This window comes from Parapedobacter sp. SGR-10 (assembly GCF_011030405.1).
Lineage (GTDB): Bacteria > Bacteroidota > Bacteroidia > Sphingobacteriales > Sphingobacteriaceae > Sphingobacterium.
In genome coordinates, this window is record NZ_JAAJTJ010000001.1 from 224,820 (window position 1) to 243,480 (window position 18,661).

At 42.0% G+C, this 18,661-nt stretch carries 19 protein-coding genes; 8 read left to right on the forward strand and 11 right to left on the reverse strand.

Going from position 1 to position 18,661, the window contains the following annotated elements; translation table 11 throughout:
• Positions 1 to 104: 104 nt before the first annotated feature.
• The gene (locus tag G5B00_RS01005; protein ID WP_163871382.1) at positions 105 to 719 is read right to left on the reverse strand and encodes a SprT family zinc-dependent metalloprotease; all 615 of its coding nucleotides are present in this window, start codon (positions 717 to 719) and stop codon (positions 105 to 107) included.
• A 146-nt stretch (positions 720 to 865) separates the two neighbouring features.
• Between G5B00_RS01005 and G5B00_RS01010 the strand changes: the two genes are divergently transcribed.
• Genes G5B00_RS01010 through recN form a run of 4 tightly spaced genes read left to right on the forward strand, consistent with a single transcriptional unit; the run spans position 866 to position 4,015 of the window.
• Positions 866 to 1,117: a type II toxin-antitoxin system ParD family antitoxin gene (locus G5B00_RS01010; protein ID WP_163871383.1), complete on the forward strand. Its 252-nt coding sequence runs from the start codon at positions 866 to 868 to the stop codon at positions 1,115 to 1,117.
• On the forward strand, positions 1,110 to 1,409 hold the full coding sequence (locus tag G5B00_RS01015) for a type II toxin-antitoxin system RelE/ParE family toxin (RefSeq protein WP_163871384.1): 300 nt from the start codon (positions 1,110 to 1,112) through the stop codon (positions 1,407 to 1,409). The genes G5B00_RS01010 and G5B00_RS01015 overlap by 8 nt, the downstream gene beginning before the upstream one ends.
• 57 nt (positions 1,410 to 1,466) lie before the next feature.
• Entirely contained in the window at positions 1,467 to 2,327 is an 861-nt protein-coding gene (locus tag G5B00_RS01020) for a DUF4835 family protein (RefSeq protein WP_240894339.1), read from the forward strand.
• 29 nt (positions 2,328 to 2,356) lie between these two features.
• On the forward strand, positions 2,357 to 4,015 hold the full coding sequence (gene recN, locus G5B00_RS01025) for a DNA repair protein RecN (protein ID WP_163871386.1): 1,659 nt from the start codon (positions 2,357 to 2,359) through the stop codon (positions 4,013 to 4,015).
• A 38-nt stretch (positions 4,016 to 4,053) separates the two neighbouring features.
• On the opposite strand, the gene G5B00_RS01030 is transcribed toward recN, so the two are convergent.
• The 5 genes from G5B00_RS01030 to G5B00_RS01050 all read right to left on the reverse strand — a co-directional run bounded on the left by G5B00_RS01030 (position 4,054) and on the right by G5B00_RS01050 (position 11,103).
• Positions 4,054 to 5,610: an FMN-binding glutamate synthase family protein gene (locus G5B00_RS01030; RefSeq protein ID WP_163871387.1), complete on the reverse strand. Its 1,557-nt coding sequence runs from the start codon at positions 5,608 to 5,610 to the stop codon at positions 4,054 to 4,056.
• A gap of 219 nt (positions 5,611 to 5,829) precedes the next feature.
• Positions 5,830 to 6,600, reverse strand: a complete 771-nt coding sequence (locus tag G5B00_RS01035; RefSeq protein WP_163871388.1) for a Rossmann-like and DUF2520 domain-containing protein — start codon at positions 6,598 to 6,600, stop codon at positions 5,830 to 5,832.
• A 208-nt stretch (positions 6,601 to 6,808) separates the two neighbouring features.
• The gene (gene ccsA / locus G5B00_RS01040; protein WP_163871389.1) at positions 6,809 to 9,271 is read right to left on the reverse strand and encodes a cytochrome c biogenesis protein CcsA; all 2,463 of its coding nucleotides are present in this window, start codon (positions 9,269 to 9,271) and stop codon (positions 6,809 to 6,811) included.
• A gap of 53 nt (positions 9,272 to 9,324) precedes the next feature.
• Complete coding sequence (locus G5B00_RS01045) at positions 9,325 to 9,735, reverse strand: cytochrome c maturation protein CcmE (RefSeq protein WP_163871390.1); 411 nt, start codon at positions 9,733 to 9,735, stop codon at positions 9,325 to 9,327.
• Between the two features lie 150 nt (positions 9,736 to 9,885).
• Positions 9,886 to 11,103 carry a dicarboxylate/amino acid:cation symporter gene (locus G5B00_RS01050; RefSeq protein WP_240894340.1) on the reverse strand — a complete coding sequence of 406 codons (1,218 nt, stop codon included), beginning with the start codon at positions 11,101 to 11,103 and terminating at the stop codon, positions 9,886 to 9,888.
• A 392-nt stretch (positions 11,104 to 11,495) separates the two neighbouring features.
• Between G5B00_RS01050 and mnmD the strand changes: the two genes are divergently transcribed.
• On the forward strand, positions 11,496 to 12,197 hold the full coding sequence (mnmD, locus tag G5B00_RS01055; protein ID WP_163871392.1) for a tRNA (5-methylaminomethyl-2-thiouridine)(34)-methyltransferase MnmD: 702 nt from the start codon (positions 11,496 to 11,498) through the stop codon (positions 12,195 to 12,197).
• 3 nt (positions 12,198 to 12,200) lie between these two features.
• Here the strand turns inward: mnmD and G5B00_RS01060 are convergent, their stop codons facing one another.
• The 5 genes from G5B00_RS01060 to bshA all read right to left on the reverse strand — a co-directional run bounded on the left by G5B00_RS01060 (position 12,201) and on the right by bshA (position 16,180).
• Positions 12,201 to 12,368, reverse strand: a complete 168-nt coding sequence (locus tag G5B00_RS01060; RefSeq protein WP_163871393.1) for a hypothetical protein — start codon at positions 12,366 to 12,368, stop codon at positions 12,201 to 12,203.
• A gap of 185 nt (positions 12,369 to 12,553) precedes the next feature.
• Positions 12,554 to 13,543: a sugar phosphate isomerase/epimerase family protein gene (locus G5B00_RS01065; protein ID WP_163871394.1), complete on the reverse strand. Its 990-nt coding sequence runs from the start codon at positions 13,541 to 13,543 to the stop codon at positions 12,554 to 12,556.
• Between the two features lie 101 nt (positions 13,544 to 13,644).
• A complete protein-coding gene (frr, locus tag G5B00_RS01070) occupies positions 13,645 to 14,208 on the reverse strand; it encodes a ribosome recycling factor (protein WP_163871395.1) in 564 nt (187 codons plus the stop codon).
• A gap of 23 nt (positions 14,209 to 14,231) precedes the next feature.
• Positions 14,232 to 14,936: a UMP kinase gene (gene pyrH / locus G5B00_RS01075; protein ID WP_163871396.1), complete on the reverse strand. Its 705-nt coding sequence runs from the start codon at positions 14,934 to 14,936 to the stop codon at positions 14,232 to 14,234.
• Positions 14,937 to 15,040: 104 nt separating this feature from the next.
• Positions 15,041 to 16,180, reverse strand: a complete 1,140-nt coding sequence (gene bshA, locus G5B00_RS01080) for an N-acetyl-alpha-D-glucosaminyl L-malate synthase BshA (protein ID WP_163871397.1) — start codon at positions 16,178 to 16,180, stop codon at positions 15,041 to 15,043.
• 183 nt (positions 16,181 to 16,363) lie between these two features.
• Here bshA and arfB point away from each other — a divergent pair, with 183 nt between their 5' ends.
• The 3 genes from arfB to G5B00_RS01095 all read left to right on the forward strand — a co-directional run bounded on the left by arfB (position 16,364) and on the right by G5B00_RS01095 (position 18,638).
• A complete protein-coding gene (gene arfB, locus G5B00_RS01085; RefSeq protein ID WP_163871398.1) occupies positions 16,364 to 16,771 on the forward strand; it encodes an alternative ribosome rescue aminoacyl-tRNA hydrolase ArfB in 408 nt (135 codons plus the stop codon).
• 37 nt (positions 16,772 to 16,808) lie between these two features.
• Positions 16,809 to 17,054 carry a hypothetical protein gene (locus G5B00_RS01090; RefSeq protein WP_163871399.1) on the forward strand — a complete coding sequence of 82 codons (246 nt, stop codon included), beginning with the start codon at positions 16,809 to 16,811 and terminating at the stop codon, positions 17,052 to 17,054.
• A gap of 132 nt (positions 17,055 to 17,186) precedes the next feature.
• The gene (locus tag G5B00_RS01095) at positions 17,187 to 18,638 is read left to right on the forward strand and encodes an ATP-binding protein (RefSeq protein WP_163871400.1); all 1,452 of its coding nucleotides are present in this window, start codon (positions 17,187 to 17,189) and stop codon (positions 18,636 to 18,638) included.
• Positions 18,639 to 18,661: the final 23 nt, after the last annotated feature.

Sequence of the window (18,661 nt, forward strand, 5' to 3'; positions counted from 1 at the left end):
TGAAAATTAGTTAATTTTAATTCATCCATAGATTTTCCTTCGGAGCTGCTTCGCGGTCTCTCTCCGTTCGAAATGACGATCAGAGGAATTAATAGACAACTTTATCAATCCTGCTCCGGAAAAACTTCTGCCAATGGATGAAAAAGGTAAATCTTTTGGCTGTCCAATGCGATACACTTATACCGCTTACGTATTTTCTCCAGTTTTTGGAATGAGCGGCCGTTCTTTAAACAGAAGACACTGTTGTTTTCCAAATCTTCTACATGCTGCGCAGAACTATCTTTTGTATCATAATTTTTCAGTGTACGGTAGAGGTGTAGGTCTGTACAGGAAGATGCCGCAGGATTGTCCATATAGGTTGTTACAGCTTTGAGTATATCGGACGGAAATATCTGGAGTCGGATGAAAGGTTCGATTAACAATTTAAAATTTCTTTTCCATTCGACACCATGTGGTTTTACCCCATTTTTGAATTCATTCCACGTTTTTAGATGGGCAAATTCGTGGATGGTCGTAATCAGGAAAGCAAAAGGGTTGAGATCATGGTTGACCGTAATCTGGTGTGTCTGTCCTCGAAACGGTGCCCGGTAATCTCCCAATTTTGATGAGCGGCTACGGGTGACCTTGAACCTGCAACCTGTATCATTGATCCATTGTGAAATAATGGGAGCCGCTTGTTCCGGAATGTATTTACTCAATTGCTTGCTGTAATCGGGCATAGGTGCAAACTTATGGTTTTAGTTTGAGAGATTGAAAAATACAAGACAGATTATAGTTTGTCATTTTCCGACTAGCCGAAAAATAACATCAGATTTGGAAATATTACCAATTTTTGGTAACTTTATATAAATAAAAAAGGAAAGCTATGGGGCGTAACACTTCAGTATCACTTGGGAGTTATTTTGAAGATTTTGTAGAAAGTCGTATCACGGAAGGTCGCTATAAAAATTCCAGTGAAGTTATTCGGGCTGGGCTAAGACTTTTGGAAGAAGAGGAAAATCGAGTTAAAGCATTAAAAAATGCAATTCAAGAAGGATTAATTAGTGGGATTGCATACGATTTTGATGCAAAAAAACATTTGGATACCCTCAAATCTCACAAAAAAAATAATGGCTAAATTTTTTCTGACCCATAAAGCCGTCGAAGATCTTTCAAAAATCTGGGATTACACATACGAAGTGTGGTCAGAAAACCAAGCCGACAAATACTACAAACTCCTTATGGAGAGTTGTCGAACAATCGCTGAAGATCCAAACAAGGGAAAGAGCTATGCAACGATTGCAATAGACATTCTAGGGTTTCATGTCGGAAAACACATTGTTTTTTATCGTGTGCTCACCTCAACAGAAATTGAGGTAATAAGGATACTGCACGAAAGAATGGATTTAAGAAGTAGAATTACTGACTAACTAAAAAATAATTAGAATATAAATATGATACGTTTTTTATTGTTTTTAATATTGTACATGGGTACATTTAGTGTGTTTTCCCAAGACCTAAATGCACGTGTGGAAGTTTCGTCTCCACAAGTACTGAATGCCAATGCACGTACGCTGGAAGTACTAAAAAAAGCCATATTCGATTTTCTGAACAATAAATCCTGGACAGGTGCAGCTATACAGCCAGATCAACGCATAGACTGTAGCTTCAATATCGTCATTTCGGAGTATGATGGCATGAATAGGTACACGGCTACAGCACATATTGCTTCCGTAAGGCCTGTTTTTGGCACAAACTACAATTCTCCCATATTGAGTTTTAGAGACAAATATTTCAACTTTACCTATACCGAGGGCGAACAACTGGACTTCAACAATGAGCAAAACCTCAGTCCTTTGGCTTCGCTTTTGGCCTTTTACGGCTATACCATTGCAGGCATGGATATGGATACATTTAAGCATATGGGTGGGACGACCATGTTAGGCAAAGCCAAAACAATCGTAAACTATTCACAATCAAGCCAAACCGAAGGTTGGCGTGCTATGGAAGCGACGGACAACAGGTATTGGCTCATCAACAACCTTACGGACAGAAAATATAACCCTTACCGAGAGTTTGCATACGCTTATCACCGGGAAGGATTGGACAAGATGATGGAAAACGAATCCGAGGCTAAGAAAAAAATGAGCGAGTTGCTATTGAAACTCAAGGAGGTAGATCGCTCCAATACAGGCAATGTATGGACAACAGCGCTTTATACCGCTAAATCCAATGAGTTTATCGGCCTCTTTTCCAAAATGCCTGCCAATGAAAGCATAAAAATATATAATCTGCTGGCAGACCTTGACCCCGCCAACCTTTCTAAATACGAGAGCCTCAAGAAATAACTATTTTTGCTGTTTAACTTTAGACGTATATGCTATCAAGATTGCTCATTCAAAACTATGCGCTTATCGACAACCTGAATATCTCTTTTGGCAAGGGATTGAACATGATTACCGGTGAGACAGGAGCGGGTAAATCCATATTGATGGGCGCATTAGGGTTGGTCCTAGGAAACAGGGCGGAGGGTAAGCAGTTTTTTGATGAGCAAAAGAAATGCGTCATAGAAGGTTATTTTAATCTGGAATCCTATGCGCTGTCGGATTTTTTCAGCGAAAATGACCTAGACTATGAAAAAGAAACCATTATACGCCGGGAAATTTTTGTGGATGGCAGATCACGGGCTTTTGTCAACGATTCACCCGTCACTTTGGCGACACTCAAGCTATTGGGCGAACGCCTGATCGATATCCACTCGCAACATGCCACCCTACAGCTCAACACGGAAGAATTTCAACTTTTTGTACTGGACAGCTTGGCCAACAATGCCACACATCTGGAAGTTTTCCGAAAAGAACTCAAAGAATTAAGAGCGATAGAAAAGCGGTTGCAAGACCTAAAAGAACAAGCCGAACAGGCTAATGCCGAATTAGACTACAATCAATTTTTGTTCGACGAATTGGAAAAGGTCAATCCGCAAAGGGATGAGGTAAAGTCCTTGGAAGAGGAACAGCAGCAATTAGAACATGCGGAGGAAATCAAACGGAGTCTGCTGGCTTCGACTTACCTTTTGTGTGATGGTGAACAAAATGTATCGAATTTGCTCAAAGAAGCCCTCCAACAAATACAACATTCAGCCAAGTATTTTCCAAGCGTAGAAGAATTGGCCGAAAGACTGCAAAGTTCATTTATCGAAATCAAGGATATTGCGGAGGAAATCACACATCTGGAAGAAGGCGTTATATTGGATGAAAGTCGATTGGATGAAGTGAACAACCGCTTAAGCAGTCTGTACACCTTGTTGAAAAAACATCGATTGGATTCTGAAAACGATCTTATTGAGCTAAAAGACAGATTGGAGGAGAAACTGCAAATAGCATTGCACCAAGACGAGGTTTTAGAAAAAATAGCCTTAGAGCGCGATCAGCAATCGGAAATAGTACTTGAGTTGGCAGAAGTCATCCATCAGAACCGAAAATCCGTTGTTCCACAGGTCGAAAATTACGTACAGACTACATTAGCACATGTCGGTATGGGTAATGCACAACTCAAGATCGATTTGCAGAAAATGGAGGCACAAAAAATAAATACACGCGGACTAGACAGTGTCCGGTTTTTATTCTCCGCCAATAAAGGCCAGGCCCTACAGCCCATTCACAAAGTAGCTTCGGGAGGAGAACTGTCCCGTGTAATGTTGGCCCTCAAATCCCTGGTCGCTCGATCGTCTGCATTACCGACTATTATTTTTGATGAAATCGACACAGGCATATCGGGTGAAGTTGCCCTGCGTGTCGGCGAAGTCATGGAAAAATTGGCTCACAATATACAGGTTATCGCCATATCGCATCTTCCGCAGATCGCTGCCAAAGGAAACTCCCACTTTAAGGTATATAAAGAAGACAAAGAAGACAAAACCCGTTCGAATATACAATTACTCGATACAGAAGAAAGGATATTGGAGATCGCCCAAATGCTTAGCGGAACCAATCCCGGAGAAGCAGCTTTGCAACATGCCAGGGAGTTGCTGGGATAAATAATTTTCAGCCTTGGGCTTAAACCCAAGGCTGAAAATTATTCTAAAAACTCATCCTTTGCAAAGGTATTTTCCCTTTTATTGAGTTTTCCCGTATTTTTAAAATAGATATCCTGAAAACTTAGTGTATTGATACTATCGACCTTACGGAAGAACTTGTCCGCAGTCACATCGTCCAATGTCTTGAATCCACAAGCCTCCATGATTTCCACGGTGGCACGTAGCGTATTGCGGTGAAACTGAGCCACACGTACATACTTGTCTTCTACATCCAGACCTTTGTAAAGATGTGGACGCTGCGTAGCCACACCGACAGGACATACATCCAGGTTACATTTCAGCGCCTGTATGCATCCAAGGGCAAACATCATTCCCCGTGCACTATAACACGCATCGGCTCCCAATGCAAGTACTTTAAGAACATCAAAGCCCGTCACGATACGGCTGGACACCAAGAGTTTGATATGTTTCTTCAACCCAAAGTTGATCAGCGTCGTGGTCACAAAAGACAAGGCATCATAAAGCGGCATACCCAAGTTGTCGGTGAATTCCAAGGGAGCAGCTCCCGTTCCTCCTTCCGAACCGTCGATGGAAATGAAGTCGGGAAATATCTGCGTGGTCTGCATGGCATAGCAAATATCAAGAAACTCCTGCTTGTCCCCTATACATATCTTAAAACCCACAGGTTTGTAGTTGGAAAGCTCCCGCAAAGTCTGGATAAACTGCATCATTTCCAAGGGGTTGCTGAAAGCACTATGTGCCGGTGGAGACATGACGTCTGTACCCGGAATGACATGCCGGATAGCAGCTACTTCCGGTGTATTTTTTGCCGCAGGCAATATCCCTCCGTGTCCCGGCTTGGCTCCTTGCGACATCTTCAGCTCGATCATTTTGACATAGGGCCTGTTGGCCTTTTCGGCATACAGATCCCCATCAAAGTTGCCCTTTTCGTCACGACAGCCAAAATAGCCTGTACCGATCTGCCAGATAAGGTCTCCCCCATTGATATGGTAATTGCTGATCCCTCCCTCTCCTGTATTATGGGCAAAATTCTGTAGTGCTGCACCTTTGTTCAATGCCGTGATAGCTGTCTTACTGAGTGCACCATAACTCATCGCCGAAATATTAAATATACTAAGGCTATAAGGCTGGCGACATTGACTATTACCGACTATCGTCCGCAGATCATGATTGTCGATATGACAAGGAAAAACGGAATGAGCTACCCATTCATTTCCTACCGCTTGAGGATCGGATTGCATGCCGAAAGCCACCGTCTCCAGTTCGTTTTTGGCCCGTTGGTACACGATGGAGCGCTGTCTCCTATTGAAAGGCCTTCCATCGGTATCCGATTCCCAAAAATATTGCCGCATTTCGGGTCGGATCGACTCAAAAAAGAACCTAAAATACCCTACAATAGGATAATTGCGAAGAATGGCGTGATGGGTTTGTACACTGTGATAAATCGCCAATAATAACAGAGGTACGGGAATGGTCAATAGCCAAAACCACCGTGGGGTAAAAATAATCCCAAATGAAATGATGACCAGATTGATGACAACAATCAGTGTAAGGATAAGTTTTCTAACTGCCATGATAAGCAACTAAATTATTTTTAAGTTACGTGAGTTATGGAAGTGAAGAAGGTTACGGAAGTCTTAATTCTATTTAACTATCGTAACTTTCATCACCTCCGTCACTTTATTTCATAACAAACGTTTGTGTAAAGCCTTTGTTTTAATTTCGGAACAAAATTAGCAAGTATTTCTGTCTTTAGAACGAAAGGGTGTTTTTTTACTTTATTTGCAAACAAACTAGGTTTTCCGTCTGCTTTTGACAATGAAATCTGTCAATTGTTGATAGATTTCGGCTTGTTCAGGATGATTCCTTAAGAACTGTAAATGCAATTCGATAATTTTACGGTCATTTCTTAGTGCCGGGCCAGTCTGAACCTGCTCAGGAATATAGTTTTGTACTTTTTGGGCCGTCTCCAGGATGAGGGGTCTGACGAGATCAAAGTCCAGGTTTTCCTGTTGCAGGATATCATAAGCCATCTGGCAGAGTGCATTGGAGAAGTTGTTGGCAAAGACAGCAGCTACATGCAACGCTAAACGCTGTTTTGACGAGCATAAGAAAGATTTTGATGCTATCTGGGTCATCATGGCCAATAGCCTATCCTCTACCCTTTTGGACGATCCTTCGACAGCAAAAGGTATCTGTGTAAGGTCTGCTTCCACTTTCTTATTAAGGCTCTGAGGAGGATAGATAACTCCGTATTGTCCGAAAGAAGATAAAATATCCATCGGAGTGGATCCGGAAGTGTGGACCACGATGGCTTTGGAATGGGATGGAAGCTGAACCACAATCTCGGCAATAGCATCGTCGCTTACTGCAATGAGGATAAGGTCTGTGTCTATATTCAGCTCTGTCAAGGAGGCAACAGCTTGAGCCGAAACAGTGTCGGCCAATATACGGGCATGTGCCACCGTACGGCTATAGACCTGCGTAATAGCATGACCATGACGGTAGAATAACTGCGCTAAGTGCGTACCTACATTTCCACTACCTATGACAGCTATGTTCATGATGAAATGATTTTTATATCGTCATTTCGATCCCGATGAATCGGGAAGGAGAAATCTATGGATAAGCCGTTTTTCAACCTGTTAAAAATTAACCAATTCAAGTTCATCCATAGATTTATCTTCAATGAGCTCGTTTCACTCAGTTCTCCCTCCGTTCGAAATGACGTTTTGATAACGTTACAATATCTTTTCGAACGCGCTTTATGAGTTACAGAGACCTTGACGACGACCGAGCCTCTTTCACACGACGGTATATAGCCATCAGAAAGCCAATAGTCATGATAATTGTACCACTCCAAAAGAAATTGATATACGGAAACTTGATTGCCTTAAAGACGATCCATTTCTTTTCGGGTAGTGGCTTTTGATAGACCATGACTTCCAGTTTGTCACGCTGCGGATAGATATTCGTAAACCTAAAACGCAATCCTTGCTCTACGACATCCTTATTGAAATCGTACACCGTGCCACTTTTCAATAAATATATGGGTTCTACCGGAAATTCCTTTCCTTCAGCAGAGATTACTTTTATCTTTAATCCCACAATGACATCCTCAGGAGCCAATGGCAGATTTTGCAAATGTGCATTTCTGTTGATCCCTTCGATGACAAAAACTCCGTTGCGATATCGTAGTGTATCGCCTATATTCACTTCATAGGTCGCCGGTTCATCGTACTCTTCGTATCCGGTCTTTTCCCCATCATTGGCGGGAGCCTGCGAATCGAGCGAAGCCGCTGTGATCAGTGTATAGATATCATGTGTCAGGTAGTGTTTGGTCGCAGGTGTACCAATGAGTCCACCCATATCTGGATTGTTTTGGGCAAAAGGGCTCAGTACGAATTGCTCCTTCACCTTCCCCGATTCTTCGTCAATCTTTTCATACTTGATATGGTAATACACATTGGGTGGAGCCACGCTATCCCCTACATAGGTGATCTTGTAATCACCCATCTGCACAGGTTCCCCTTCGGTCAGGAAGAGATTTTCTCCCGGATCGGTAAATTTGTCGCCTTCCTTTCCAAAGTTTTTCACACCGATATATCCACTTTCATTGATGGAGATCACCTCATTCGTCGCCGCAGCGATCAAGGCACCCAACACCAACAGGGCAAAGCCAATATGGGATACCGCCGACCCGGTCAACTTCCATTTGCCTTGGATAGCATCGGCCAATACACGTCCATTGACCAAAATACAATAAATGGATGTAAAGGTAATCAAGATATACATGAGATTCGTGTACAGCTTGGTAAAATACACAACGGCGGCCGAGAGCAGTAAAGCAACCAGCAAGGTGGCCAAAGTAGCTGCCCAAAAACGTTTAGGTTCTGTTTTTTTATATTTGAGGAACTGCGTGAACCCGGTCACCAAAAGAATGACAACTGCAAAAGCTCCCTGAAACTGATTGAAGTGTGCTATAGGGTCAATCGGCGGAGCCACTTTCGTACCAAATAAGGTATTGAACACAGGAATAGAAGTCGTCGCAATCATCTGCACACAAGCTACGGTCAACACCAAAGCTCCAATAAACATCCAAAACTCACGGGAATAGATGTCTTCCTCTTTTTGCGTGCTGGGCATCTCTTTTCTTCTCCACACCAACAAGCCGATCATAATGACCAAAAAGGTTAGATTAAACAGGATCAACTGGCCCGACATACCCAAGCTCGTAAACGAGTGTACGGAGGTCTCTCCCAATATCCCACTACGCGTCAAGTAAGAAGCATAAATAACCAGTACAAAACTCACCAGAGACAACAAGGTAGCCGTAAAAAAACCATGTCCCGAATGCTTAAAAGCCAATATGACATGCACGGCCGCAATCAACGTAAACCACGGAATGATGGATACGTTCTCCACAGGATCCCACGCCCAAAAACCGCCAAAGTTCAACGCTTCATACGCCCAGAAAGATCCCATAATGATCCCTGTTCCCAATATCATGACAGCAAACAATGCCCAGGGAAGACCGGGATTCAACCATTCCCTGTAACGACGTTGCCAAAGTCCTGCAGCAGCATAGGCAAATGGGACGATCATGGAAGCAAAACCTAAAAACAACGTAGGCGGGTGGATGACCATCCAGTAATTTTGCAACAAAGCATTCAATCCCCGTGGACGAATCATGGATAAGTAATTCGGATCAAAGAATATAGGAGCTTCCAACGCATCGCGAAGCAATATAAAAGGCGAGCTACCTATTCTTGATCCAAAGACCTCAACCCCTAGCAACATACTGGCCAAAAATGTCTGGCAGAGCATCACAAAGGTCATAACCGGACTCTCCCAGCTTTTGGCCCTCCATACCAGAACAACACCTAATACATTCTGCCAAAACATCCATAGCCAAAAGCTACCTTCCTGGCCTTCCCAAAAAGAAGAAATAATATAGTGTGTCGGAAGTTGCTCATCAGAGTGCGCAAAAGCGTAATGATACTCAAACAAATGGTTGTAGATAATGTAAAAAAGTACGCTACCAATGACAACAACCGAAAGTGTGTTTAACCAAAAACCGACCCGTCCCAACGTTTTCCAAGACTTTTCTGTTGGATTCTGGGTTGCAAAGAAGTAGCTGATAAAGGAAAGTAAGGCTGCTACGAACGAGAGAACGACAAAAAACTGGCCTATTTTTCCGGGAAGAAGGTTTTCACCTACGTAGTTTACATCCATTATTAAAGTAAAAAAACAAAAGTAAAAAGTAAAAAATGAAGGTATCTCTCCAACTATTTATAATCTAGATAAGCTGTTGTTTCGATCACTTCGACTTCATCTTGATTGTATTTTGACGGGCATTTCATCAAGATCTTTGTTGCACGAAAAACATCGCCTTCCATTTTTCCGGTCAGCACGATCTGTTCTGAACGTTCGATATCCTGTGGCTTCGATCCATTGAAGACGACCTTACATTCCGTACTGTCATTGTCATACATGTAGAAAGAAAAATGATTGGCATCCTTAACCGGATCATAAAACAACTCCTTCTCCTTATTCAACACGCCCACCACGTACAGTTCAGTTTTCTTTTCCTTAGCTTCTGTAAAGGTCGAATATGTGCTCGAATCGGTATAAATGACCATAATCATCGCAATCGCAATCGCAATAATAACAATTAGGATGATAGAACTCTTTTTCATATCGTTTTTCGCATTACCAAAGTACAAAATTACGAAAAGGTAATGGAATGGAGGAATTTAGCAAATGATCCGATCTATTTAGAACTGTTCTAATCTACAGCGAATGTAGAGACGCAATGCATTGCGTCTCTACATTCGCTGGTACAAGCATTACGTCTCTATCGTTGAGGGTGAAAACCTCGCCACCAACATCGCCGCCACTGTATCACCTGTGGCATTCAATACCGTCGCCAACGGATCGACCAAAGCACCGATAATCATGACTGCCGGAACAGCCTCATTGGGAATACCGTACACCGATATCATGAGCATCTCCCCGATAAATCCTCCGTTGGGGATGCCACCAGCGACCATGCTGACCAGTATCGTAATCCCTATAGCTGTAATAATTGTAGAAGGTTCGAAAAAATTCCACCCCAAAATGGCAAATGCCACATATATCTTTAAAATAGAAGATATAGCTGACCCATTTTTGTACAAAGTATTGCCCAAGGTAATGACCACATTGGCAATTGCATCTGGGATTCCCATTCCTTTCGCAGCAAGCAGGTTCGATGGTAAAGTCGCTAAGCTACTACAAGTACTTAGTGCCGTGAGTGACGGTGTGATATTGAATGTCCAATAATCCTTAACCCCTTGGTTTCCGCGCGCAACAAAAGCATAAAATGAGAATACTGTGAAAAAGAAAATCGTACCAAAAACATAATAAAAAGCAAGAGGCTTCGCATAAAAGCCAAATAATTCGGGACCTAAGGTCTTTACCTGATACGCAAAATAAGCCCCCAAACCGATAGGCCCTGCTTTCATGAGCATGTTGAGCATGTTTTTCATGACTTCATTGCCTGCTCTTAAAAATGCCTGGAAAGGCTTCGCCACTTCGCCGCTCTTGCGTACGGCTATACCAACCAAAAAAGAAAAGATGACAAAAGCCAGTATATTCTGCCGGGACAGCAGATCGGCAAATTCCCCCACGGTCAGGAACCGTACGATCTTGTCTCCCCAACCGTCATTCGGATCTTCGGACAAGACCTCCGATAGAGCTGTCGTGTCCTTCATGGCCGTAACCGGGAAAAACCACAATGCAATAGTGGTAAGCAATGCGGCAATGACTATCGTCACAAGAAAAACACCAATCATCGTCGACAATATACGTCCAAGTTGACTATTGTGCTCGATATTGGCAATGGATGAAGCTATCGCAAAAAACAATAAAGGTATGACAGAGACAAACAACAGATTCAGAAATACATCGCCCAAGGGCTTGATCGTAGGAATTAGTTCTGGCAAAAACAAACCGATCAAGCTTCCGATAGTGATACCCACGAGAAGAAGTATAATACTGCTGTAGTTTGTTATTATTTTATTCATATTTGTCATTATGCATTCACTATCCTTAGTGACCGCTACGCTCAACACTAAGGATTTTTCAATGAATAGTAGTCTTCAGACTGTCTATTATAAATGGAGTCAAAGACTCTTCTTCATTTAGAAAATTCGTAGAGGCCCTACGCCGTGCCTCGCCTTTGGCGATGGGAACTCTACGAATAGTAAGCTTATCGAGTACTAAAATAGTTTTTTTGTTTTAGATTTGAATAGGGTGCACGACAAAATGCAGATTATTGAAAAAAATCATTACCATTCCGCTAGTTTTGTCATCCCGAGGTACGAGGGATCTATAACTATTATAGATGTCTCTTATCGTCGACATGACATAAAACGGATATTTGTCGTGCACTCATTTGAATGAAATAAATTGCACAATGGATTTTGTAACGACGGGTGACGGATCAAAAACACTTTACCATGCTGACGTAGGCGAACATTACCATTCCAAGCATGGAGCACTTCAAGAGAGCCAACACGTATTTCTGAAATCCGGGTTGCAGTTTTTTTTGGAAAAAGAAGATAAAAGTTCTGTTGCTGTTTTGGAAGTTGGTTTTGGAACAGGTTTAAATTTTTTGTTGACAGCCGAGTATTGCACACAGCATAGCATCGGTCTGGACTACTGCGGTATAGAAGCATATCCATTGTCTTTGGACACCCTCGAGCAGTCTGGTTATGCTACCTATGTACAGGATAAGATTTGGAAAACCTTTACCCATAATTATCCAAAAGCACTATCTGAGTACGTTCAACTCGATTATTTTGTCGGGTTGCAGATTCCTCACACGAAAGTATTGGATTTTGAAACAGAAAAAAGCTTTGATGTTATTTACTTCGATGCTTTTGCGGCCGTACATCAACCCGAAATGTGGAACGATGCGACATTGGCCCATGTCACGAAATTTCTGAAACCCGGTGGAGTCTTTGTCACCTACGCCATTACCGGAAACCTAAAACGAAGCATGAAAGCCTTGGGCTTCTCCATTGAAAAAGCACCCGGAGCACCTGGTAAAAGGGAGATGCTGCGCGCAGTCAAGCTACACACTGCCCGACACGATGGCGCCAAACCGTCTGGCTAACCCCTACCGCCCCAATAATTTTGTCAAGATCCATATCACAAGGGCTACTACAATAACAACTATGATTATTCCGGACCAAAAGCCTGCTTTGAAAATCCCCTCAATCACCGAACATCCGGTCATCTGTAGAAGGATCAATGCCATAAGAGGTATCTGTATTGCTTTCTTCATCTTGTTATTTTTATTGTATAACAAAATAAAGGTGGGATGGTTTGCCGGGTCGTTCAAAAAATCTTTGTCAATGCGTTATTTTGTCATGTTGACGATAGGAAACATCTTAAATATAGTACCTAATTATAGATTCTTCCTATCGTCAGAATGACAGTTGTTTTTCAAGCAACCTGATGATTTTAGATCTACAGCTTAGCTAAATACTTTTGCACAAAATCATAACTCTTCTTTACACTTTCAAACTTATTCGGGAGATAAATCTGATCCTGCTCGACAAAAGCATAATCCAGTCCTGCAACCTCGGCACTATCCTTTAGCGCTACGTAATCTATTGTGCCTGTCCCCACTTCGGTAAATCTGACCTCTTTAGCATTAATGCTGTCCAAGGGCATACTGTCGTAGGGTTCACCTACTACAGGAGTGGTGTAGGCACGATCCATATCCTTGATGTGCCATAGTGGAAACCTTCCGGGAAATTTGGTAAAATAGGAAACCGGATTAATTCCGGATTTTTCGGCCCAGAAGATATCCAATTCAAAGACAACCAGATTGGGTTCGGTAAACGCCAATAAGATATCCAGCCCTTTTGTACCATTCGGAAAACTGCGGAATTCCCAAAAGTGGTTGTGATATCCCATTTTGATACCCGCCTTTTGTGCCATTTCCCCGGCTTTGTTCAGCTGTTCGGCCGCATATTGATAGTCTTCTATTTTCAGATTATTCAAGTCAAACATCGGAGTGACAGGCGCAATGATATACTTTTGTCCGAGCTTGTGCGCTACTTCAATATATTTCTCTACACTTTCCTTGTCCTGGTGGTCTTTACTCAGATACTTTGAAAGGTCGTAATGTCCGCTATAAGACTGGAGATTGTTATCCTTTAAGATTTTTTGGAGATCATCTACTGTCAATCCCCAAAACTGATCTGTATCCGTATTTAAACCAAAAGTTTCTACATGGCTGTACCCGATCTTGGCGACCGTTTCCAGGGTAACACGGGGATCTGCATCCAGCAGGTCTCTCAAAGTATAGAGCTGCAGACCTATATTGGCAAATGGGCCTTTACCCTTAGCTTTTGTCCCACCACCACATGCTGTCAGATAAGTGCTTCCCAACCATGTACCTAGGATACCTAACCCGGTGTTTTTTATAAAATCTCTTCTGGACTTGTGCATAGGATTATCTTTTATTGAAGAAATAAAGATATAAAAATTGTAAATAAAAAAGGATTCTTGTGACTAAGAATCCTTTTTATTTATAATGTACTAAAGTCTATTTAGACCGTCATGATGTCCTTTTCCTTCAATTCTGCCAATTGGTCTACCTTGACGATATAGGTATCTGTCAATTTCTGTACTTCTGCCTCTCCGGCTTTGATCTCATCTTCGGAAGCACCGTCATTTTTCAGTTTTTTGATAGATTCATTTGTATCTTTACGTATGTTACGCACGGCTACACGACCTTTCTCGGCTTCTTCTTTTGCTTTTTTGACCAATTCCCGTCTTCTTTCTTCGGTCAATGGTGGGATAACCAGGCGTATAATAGAACCATCATTTTGTGGATTCAAGCCCAAGTTTGAATCGATAATGGCCTTTTCAATGGCCGACAACAGACTTTTCTCCCAAGGTTGGATAACGATTGTGCGGGCATCTGTCGTGTTGACATTACTGACCTGAGACAGAGGAGTCGCCGATCCGTAATAATCCACATGGATACCGTCCAACATAGATGGATTCGCTTTGCCTGCACGTATCTTAGTCAGTTCGGATTCGGTATGTGCAACTGCTTTGATCATTTTTTCCTTGCAGTCGTCAAGTTCTATGGATATCAGTTCGTTCATATGTCTATATTTTTTAAACTTCGTTAGCTGACTATAGTACCTACATGTTCGCCATTTGCCAATTTTTTCAGATTGCCTGGTTTATTCATGTCAAATACAATAATAGGCAAATTGTTCTCTTGGCATAACGTGAAGGCTGTCATGTCCATGACATTGAGTCCTTTTTCATATACCTCGGTAAATGAGATGCTGTCAAAACGTTGTGCATCGGGATTTTTTTCAGGATCTGCTGTATAGATGCCGTCCACACGTGTGCCTTTCAATACCGCATCGGCATTGATCTCGATAGCCCGTAGGGATGCTGCAGTATCCGTAGTGAAATAAGGATTTCCAGTTCCTGCACCAAAGATGACGATCCTTCCTTTCTCCAAATGACGAACGGCCCTGCGACGAATAAAAGGTTCACAGATCTGTTCCATCTTGATCGCTGTCAACAGACGTGTTTTCAATCCCACTTTTTCCAAGGCATCTTGCAAAGCCATGCTATTGATCACAGTGGCAAGCATACCCATATAATCGGCTTGTACACGATCCATTCCTGCCTTTTCTGCACTCAGCCCCCTGTATATATTGCCCCCGCCGATGACGATAGCAATTTCTAAGCCTTGTTCATGAATTTCTTTGATATCGTTTGCATATTGAGCAACCCTATTGATGTCGATACCATAATTTTGTTCGCCCATCAAGGCTTCGCCACTGAGTTTAAGTAGGATACGTTTATATTTCATTCGTTGTCTTTTTTGGAATAGTTCCAAAGGCCAAAGATATAATTTTTTTTAGTCTCCCGAATAAAACTTTGCCAAAGTTCTCAACTTTGGCAAAGTTCAAAGGATCAGGCTAAATTTTTTGCGTGATCGATTGCCTGTTGGTAATATTCTTCATATTGTGGCAGTATCTTAGACAGCTCAAAATCTGTAGCTCTTTGATAGGCTGCTTTCTTGAACTTTTCTAATCGATCACAATCCTCCAATATATGGATGGCATGTTGTGCCATACCCTCTATATCGCCAATATCGCTCAAGAATCCCGTCACACCTTGGACATTGAGTTCAGGAAGACCTCCTGTATTGGAAGAAACGACCGGAACACCACACGCCATAGCTTCCAATGCCGCAAGGCCAAAACTTTCGGACGAAGAAGGCATTAAAAACAAATCAGATACAGACAATATTTCTTCGATGGCATCCTGTTTACCCAAGAAGCGTACATCGTTGCATATCTCCAATTGGCGACAAAGTTCCTCCGCATTGCCACGCTCAGGTCCATCACCGACCATCAGCAATTTACTGGGGATCTGTTGGTTGACCTGGTAGAAGATACGAACCACATCCGTGACATTTTTTACTTTTCTAAAATTAGAGGTATGCACCAGTATACGTTCGTCGTCGGGCGCAATAGCTTTTTTAAAGTGTTCCCTTCTCTTGTTGACAAATCGGTTCAAGTCAATAAAATTGGGTATTACTTTTATTTCACGGCTGATGTCAAAAAAACTCAACGTCTGCTGTTTTAAGCTGTCAGATACCGTCGTGACACCATCCGATTCGTTGATCGAAAACGTAACCACGGGCTTGAAGCTCTTATCCCTGCCAACCAAGGTGATATCCGTACCATGTAGCGTCGTGATGACTGGAATATCGATACCATAGGTCTTGAGTATCTGTTTGGCCAAATAAGCTGCCGAGGCATGGGGAATAGCATAGTGTACATGCAATACATCCAATTGTTCAAAACGGACTACATCGACCAACTTGCTGGCCAATGCCGATTCGTAAGGCGGAAAGTCAAACAACGGATATTGTGCAACGGCGACTTCATGATAGAATAGATTTTCCGAAAAAAAGTCCAACCGCGCAGGTTGGCTATACGTGATAAAATGCACCTGGTGTCCATTGGAAGCCAGCCCTTTGCCCAGTTCTGTCGCGACAACACCGCTGCCTCCAAATGTGGGATAACAAACTATTCCTATTTTCATGAAGTTTTGTTTTTATGTGTTAAAGTCATGTCAGTTATGATGGTGAAGATGGTTACGAAAGCCTTAGTTCTCCTTCACTTTCATAACTACCATAACCTCCATCACTTTTATTGCTATATTTAAACGCCCAAATTTAAGTAAGGTTTTTTAATCGTACTGCAATAAATAGGTAAAGTTTGTGTTATGGCAATAGATTTAGAGGATTTACAAAAAGAGGTAACCTTCAAGACTTCCCGTTCAAGCGGAGCGGGAGGGCAGAATGTCAATAAAGTGGAAACCAAGGTCACGCTGGTGTGGAATATCCGGGATTCGCAACTGTTTTCAGCTGAACAAAAAGCCCGGATTGAAGATAAATTGTCCAATCGGATACAAGCAGACGGTTTTTTGCAATTGTCTTCATCCGATAGCCGGAGCCAACTCGCCAACAAGGAAGATGCCTTGGCCAAACTTGTCGATCTGCTCGACAAGGCACTATTGCCTACAAAAAAACGTATTCCAACTAAAATTCCACGTGCGAAAATACTCGAACGCTTGGATCGCAAGAAAAAGCAGTCTGCCAAAAAATCGGATAGAAGGTGGCGGATGGAGTGAAAAAAACTTTCATTGCCACGGGCTTAAGACTGTGGCAATGAAAGTTTATAAATTAAAACTTATGCCTAACGGTCTGCTTTTTCCCGTCTACCGCAACAGAAAAATGTATCAAGCCCTTTTGAGGATCATTTCCGGCTTCTTCCTCAAAAGTGATCTGAGGAGCCTTGCTCCCATTGAACGGATACAGAACTGTGGCAAATGTCAAGGCATCACGGCCGGACAAAGATCACGGAAAATGAAAAAAACCGTGCTGAAGGATCAATTGCCAGATCTGGAAATTTGATTTTGGAGAGCTAGGCAGAGACCGAAATAAGAGTTTATTAAGGCCTATAATTTCTTATTTTTACTATTTTTGTATAAATAAGCAGTTTACAATCTTCTTATTTTTACTATTTTTGTATAAATAAGAGTTTTTATGGAAAAATACAGTATTATTCCTGTAGACAAAATAATCGAAAGATTACATTATGAAAATCCCTGGTGGGTTTCCGGGGAAATCCATTCGTCTTACAAAAGCATGTCCAGACGTCTGTATTTCAACCTGTTTTATCCATTTGTACAAGAAAAGGATATTCAGCGGGCAGTTGTACTGATGGGGCCCAGACGTGTCGGAAAAACTGTCATGATGTTCCATACAATAGATCGCTTGCTTAAGGAAGATATAGGTCCTCAAAAAATATTTTTCATAGGTATTGACAATCCTATTTATCTCCATCTGAGTCTGGAAGATATCCTTTCGCTATGTAAAGAGGCCGTTAAGCAAGAAAATCTGGAAGGTTGCTATGTTTTTTTTGATGAAATCCAATATTTGAAAGATTGGGAACGGCATTTGAAAGTACTGGTCGACTCTTATCCCAATACCAAATTCGTGGTGTCGGGATCAGCGGCGGCGGCATTAAAATGGCATAGTACCGAAAGTGGAGCCGGTCGGTTTACCGATTTCATGTTGCCGCCGTTGACTTTCCAGGAATACATCCATTTAAAGAAAATGGAGCATCTGATTTTAAAAGATTCTATCGTGTATAGTGGGCAACAAATCCCTTATTGCATTACGAGCAATATCAAGGCGTTAAATAAGGAGTTTGTTGATTACCTGAATTTTGGGGGCTACCCAGAAGTAGTTTTATCCGAAAAAATCCAGAGCGATATGGGACGATATGTAAAAAGTGACATTGTAGATAAGGTACTGCTGAGAGATTTGCCGAGTCTTTACGGCATCAAAGATGTACAAGAGCTGAACCGTTTCTTTACCTACATTGCTTACAATACCGGCAATGAGTTTTCGTATGAAAGCATGTCGAAGGAAAGCGGTATCTCTAAAGATACCTTAAAAAAATACCTCGAATATTTAGAATCAGCTTTTTTGATAAAGGTCCTTAATAAAGTAGATATAAATGCCAAACGTCTGAAAAGAGTGACCAGTTTCAAGGTTTATTTGACCAATCCGTCCTTGCGGACAGCTTTATTCTCTCCTGTATCCGAAGTGGACAGCGAAATGGGAAATATGGTGGAAACAGCCATTTTGTCCCAATGGATGCATCGGGAAAATCTGGATCTGACCTATGCAAGGTGGAAAGACAGAAAGGAGGGTGAGGTAGATCTGGTACTATTGGACGATAAAAAATTCAAGCCTTTGTGGGGAGTGGAAATAAAATGGAGCAACCGCTACTTTGACAAACCTCAAGAGTTGCATAGCTTGATCCAGTTTTGTCAAGCCAATGACTTTAAGAGCTCGTTAGTCACTTCCATTGATCAGTCCGGAGTAAAGGATGTTGCCGATCTTCAGTTTACTTTTTTGCCCGCATCATTGTACGCTTATAATATTGGTGAGAATACATTGAAAAAGAAAAGTATAACGGAGTTCTGATAAACTAAACTTAAACCTTATAA

Coding starts and splice junctions, on each gene's coding strand:
- G5B00_RS01005 (WP_163871382.1), bottom strand. CDS start 719: ATGCCCGATTACAGCAAGCAATTGAGTAAATACATTCCGGAACAAGCG.
- G5B00_RS01010 (WP_163871383.1), top strand. CDS start 866: ATGGGGCGTAACACTTCAGTATCACTTGGGAGTTATTTTGAAGATTTT.
- G5B00_RS01015 (WP_163871384.1), top strand. CDS start 1,110: ATGGCTAAATTTTTTCTGACCCATAAAGCCGTCGAAGATCTTTCAAAA.
- G5B00_RS01020 (WP_240894339.1), top strand. CDS start 1,467: ATGGGTACATTTAGTGTGTTTTCCCAAGACCTAAATGCACGTGTGGAA.
- recN (WP_163871386.1), top strand. CDS start 2,357: ATGCTATCAAGATTGCTCATTCAAAACTATGCGCTTATCGACAACCTG.
- G5B00_RS01030 (WP_163871387.1), bottom strand. CDS start 5,610: ATGGCAGTTAGAAAACTTATCCTTACACTGATTGTTGTCATCAATCTG.
- G5B00_RS01035 (WP_163871388.1), bottom strand. CDS start 6,600: ATGAACATAGCTGTCATAGGTAGTGGAAATGTAGGTACGCACTTAGCG.
- ccsA (WP_163871389.1), bottom strand. CDS start 9,271: ATGGATGTAAACTACGTAGGTGAAAACCTTCTTCCCGGAAAAATAGGC.
- G5B00_RS01045 (WP_163871390.1), bottom strand. CDS start 9,735: ATGAAAAAGAGTTCTATCATCCTAATTGTTATTATTGCGATTGCGATT.
- G5B00_RS01050 (WP_240894340.1), bottom strand. CDS start 11,103: ATGAATAAAATAATAACAAACTACAGCAGTATTATACTTCTTCTCGTG.
- mnmD (WP_163871392.1), top strand. CDS start 11,496: ATGGATTTTGTAACGACGGGTGACGGATCAAAAACACTTTACCATGCT.
- G5B00_RS01060 (WP_163871393.1), bottom strand. CDS start 12,368: ATGAAGAAAGCAATACAGATACCTCTTATGGCATTGATCCTTCTACAG.
- G5B00_RS01065 (WP_163871394.1), bottom strand. CDS start 13,543: ATGCACAAGTCCAGAAGAGATTTTATAAAAAACACCGGGTTAGGTATC.
- frr (WP_163871395.1), bottom strand. CDS start 14,208: ATGAACGAACTGATATCCATAGAACTTGACGACTGCAAGGAAAAAATG.
- pyrH (WP_163871396.1), bottom strand. CDS start 14,936: ATGAAATATAAACGTATCCTACTTAAACTCAGTGGCGAAGCCTTGATG.
- bshA (WP_163871397.1), bottom strand. CDS start 16,180: ATGAAAATAGGAATAGTTTGTTATCCCACATTTGGAGGCAGCGGTGTT.
- arfB (WP_163871398.1), top strand. CDS start 16,364: ATGGCAATAGATTTAGAGGATTTACAAAAAGAGGTAACCTTCAAGACT.
- G5B00_RS01090 (WP_163871399.1), top strand. CDS start 16,809: ATGAAAGTTTATAAATTAAAACTTATGCCTAACGGTCTGCTTTTTCCC.
- G5B00_RS01095 (WP_163871400.1), top strand. CDS start 17,187: ATGGAAAAATACAGTATTATTCCTGTAGACAAAATAATCGAAAGATTA.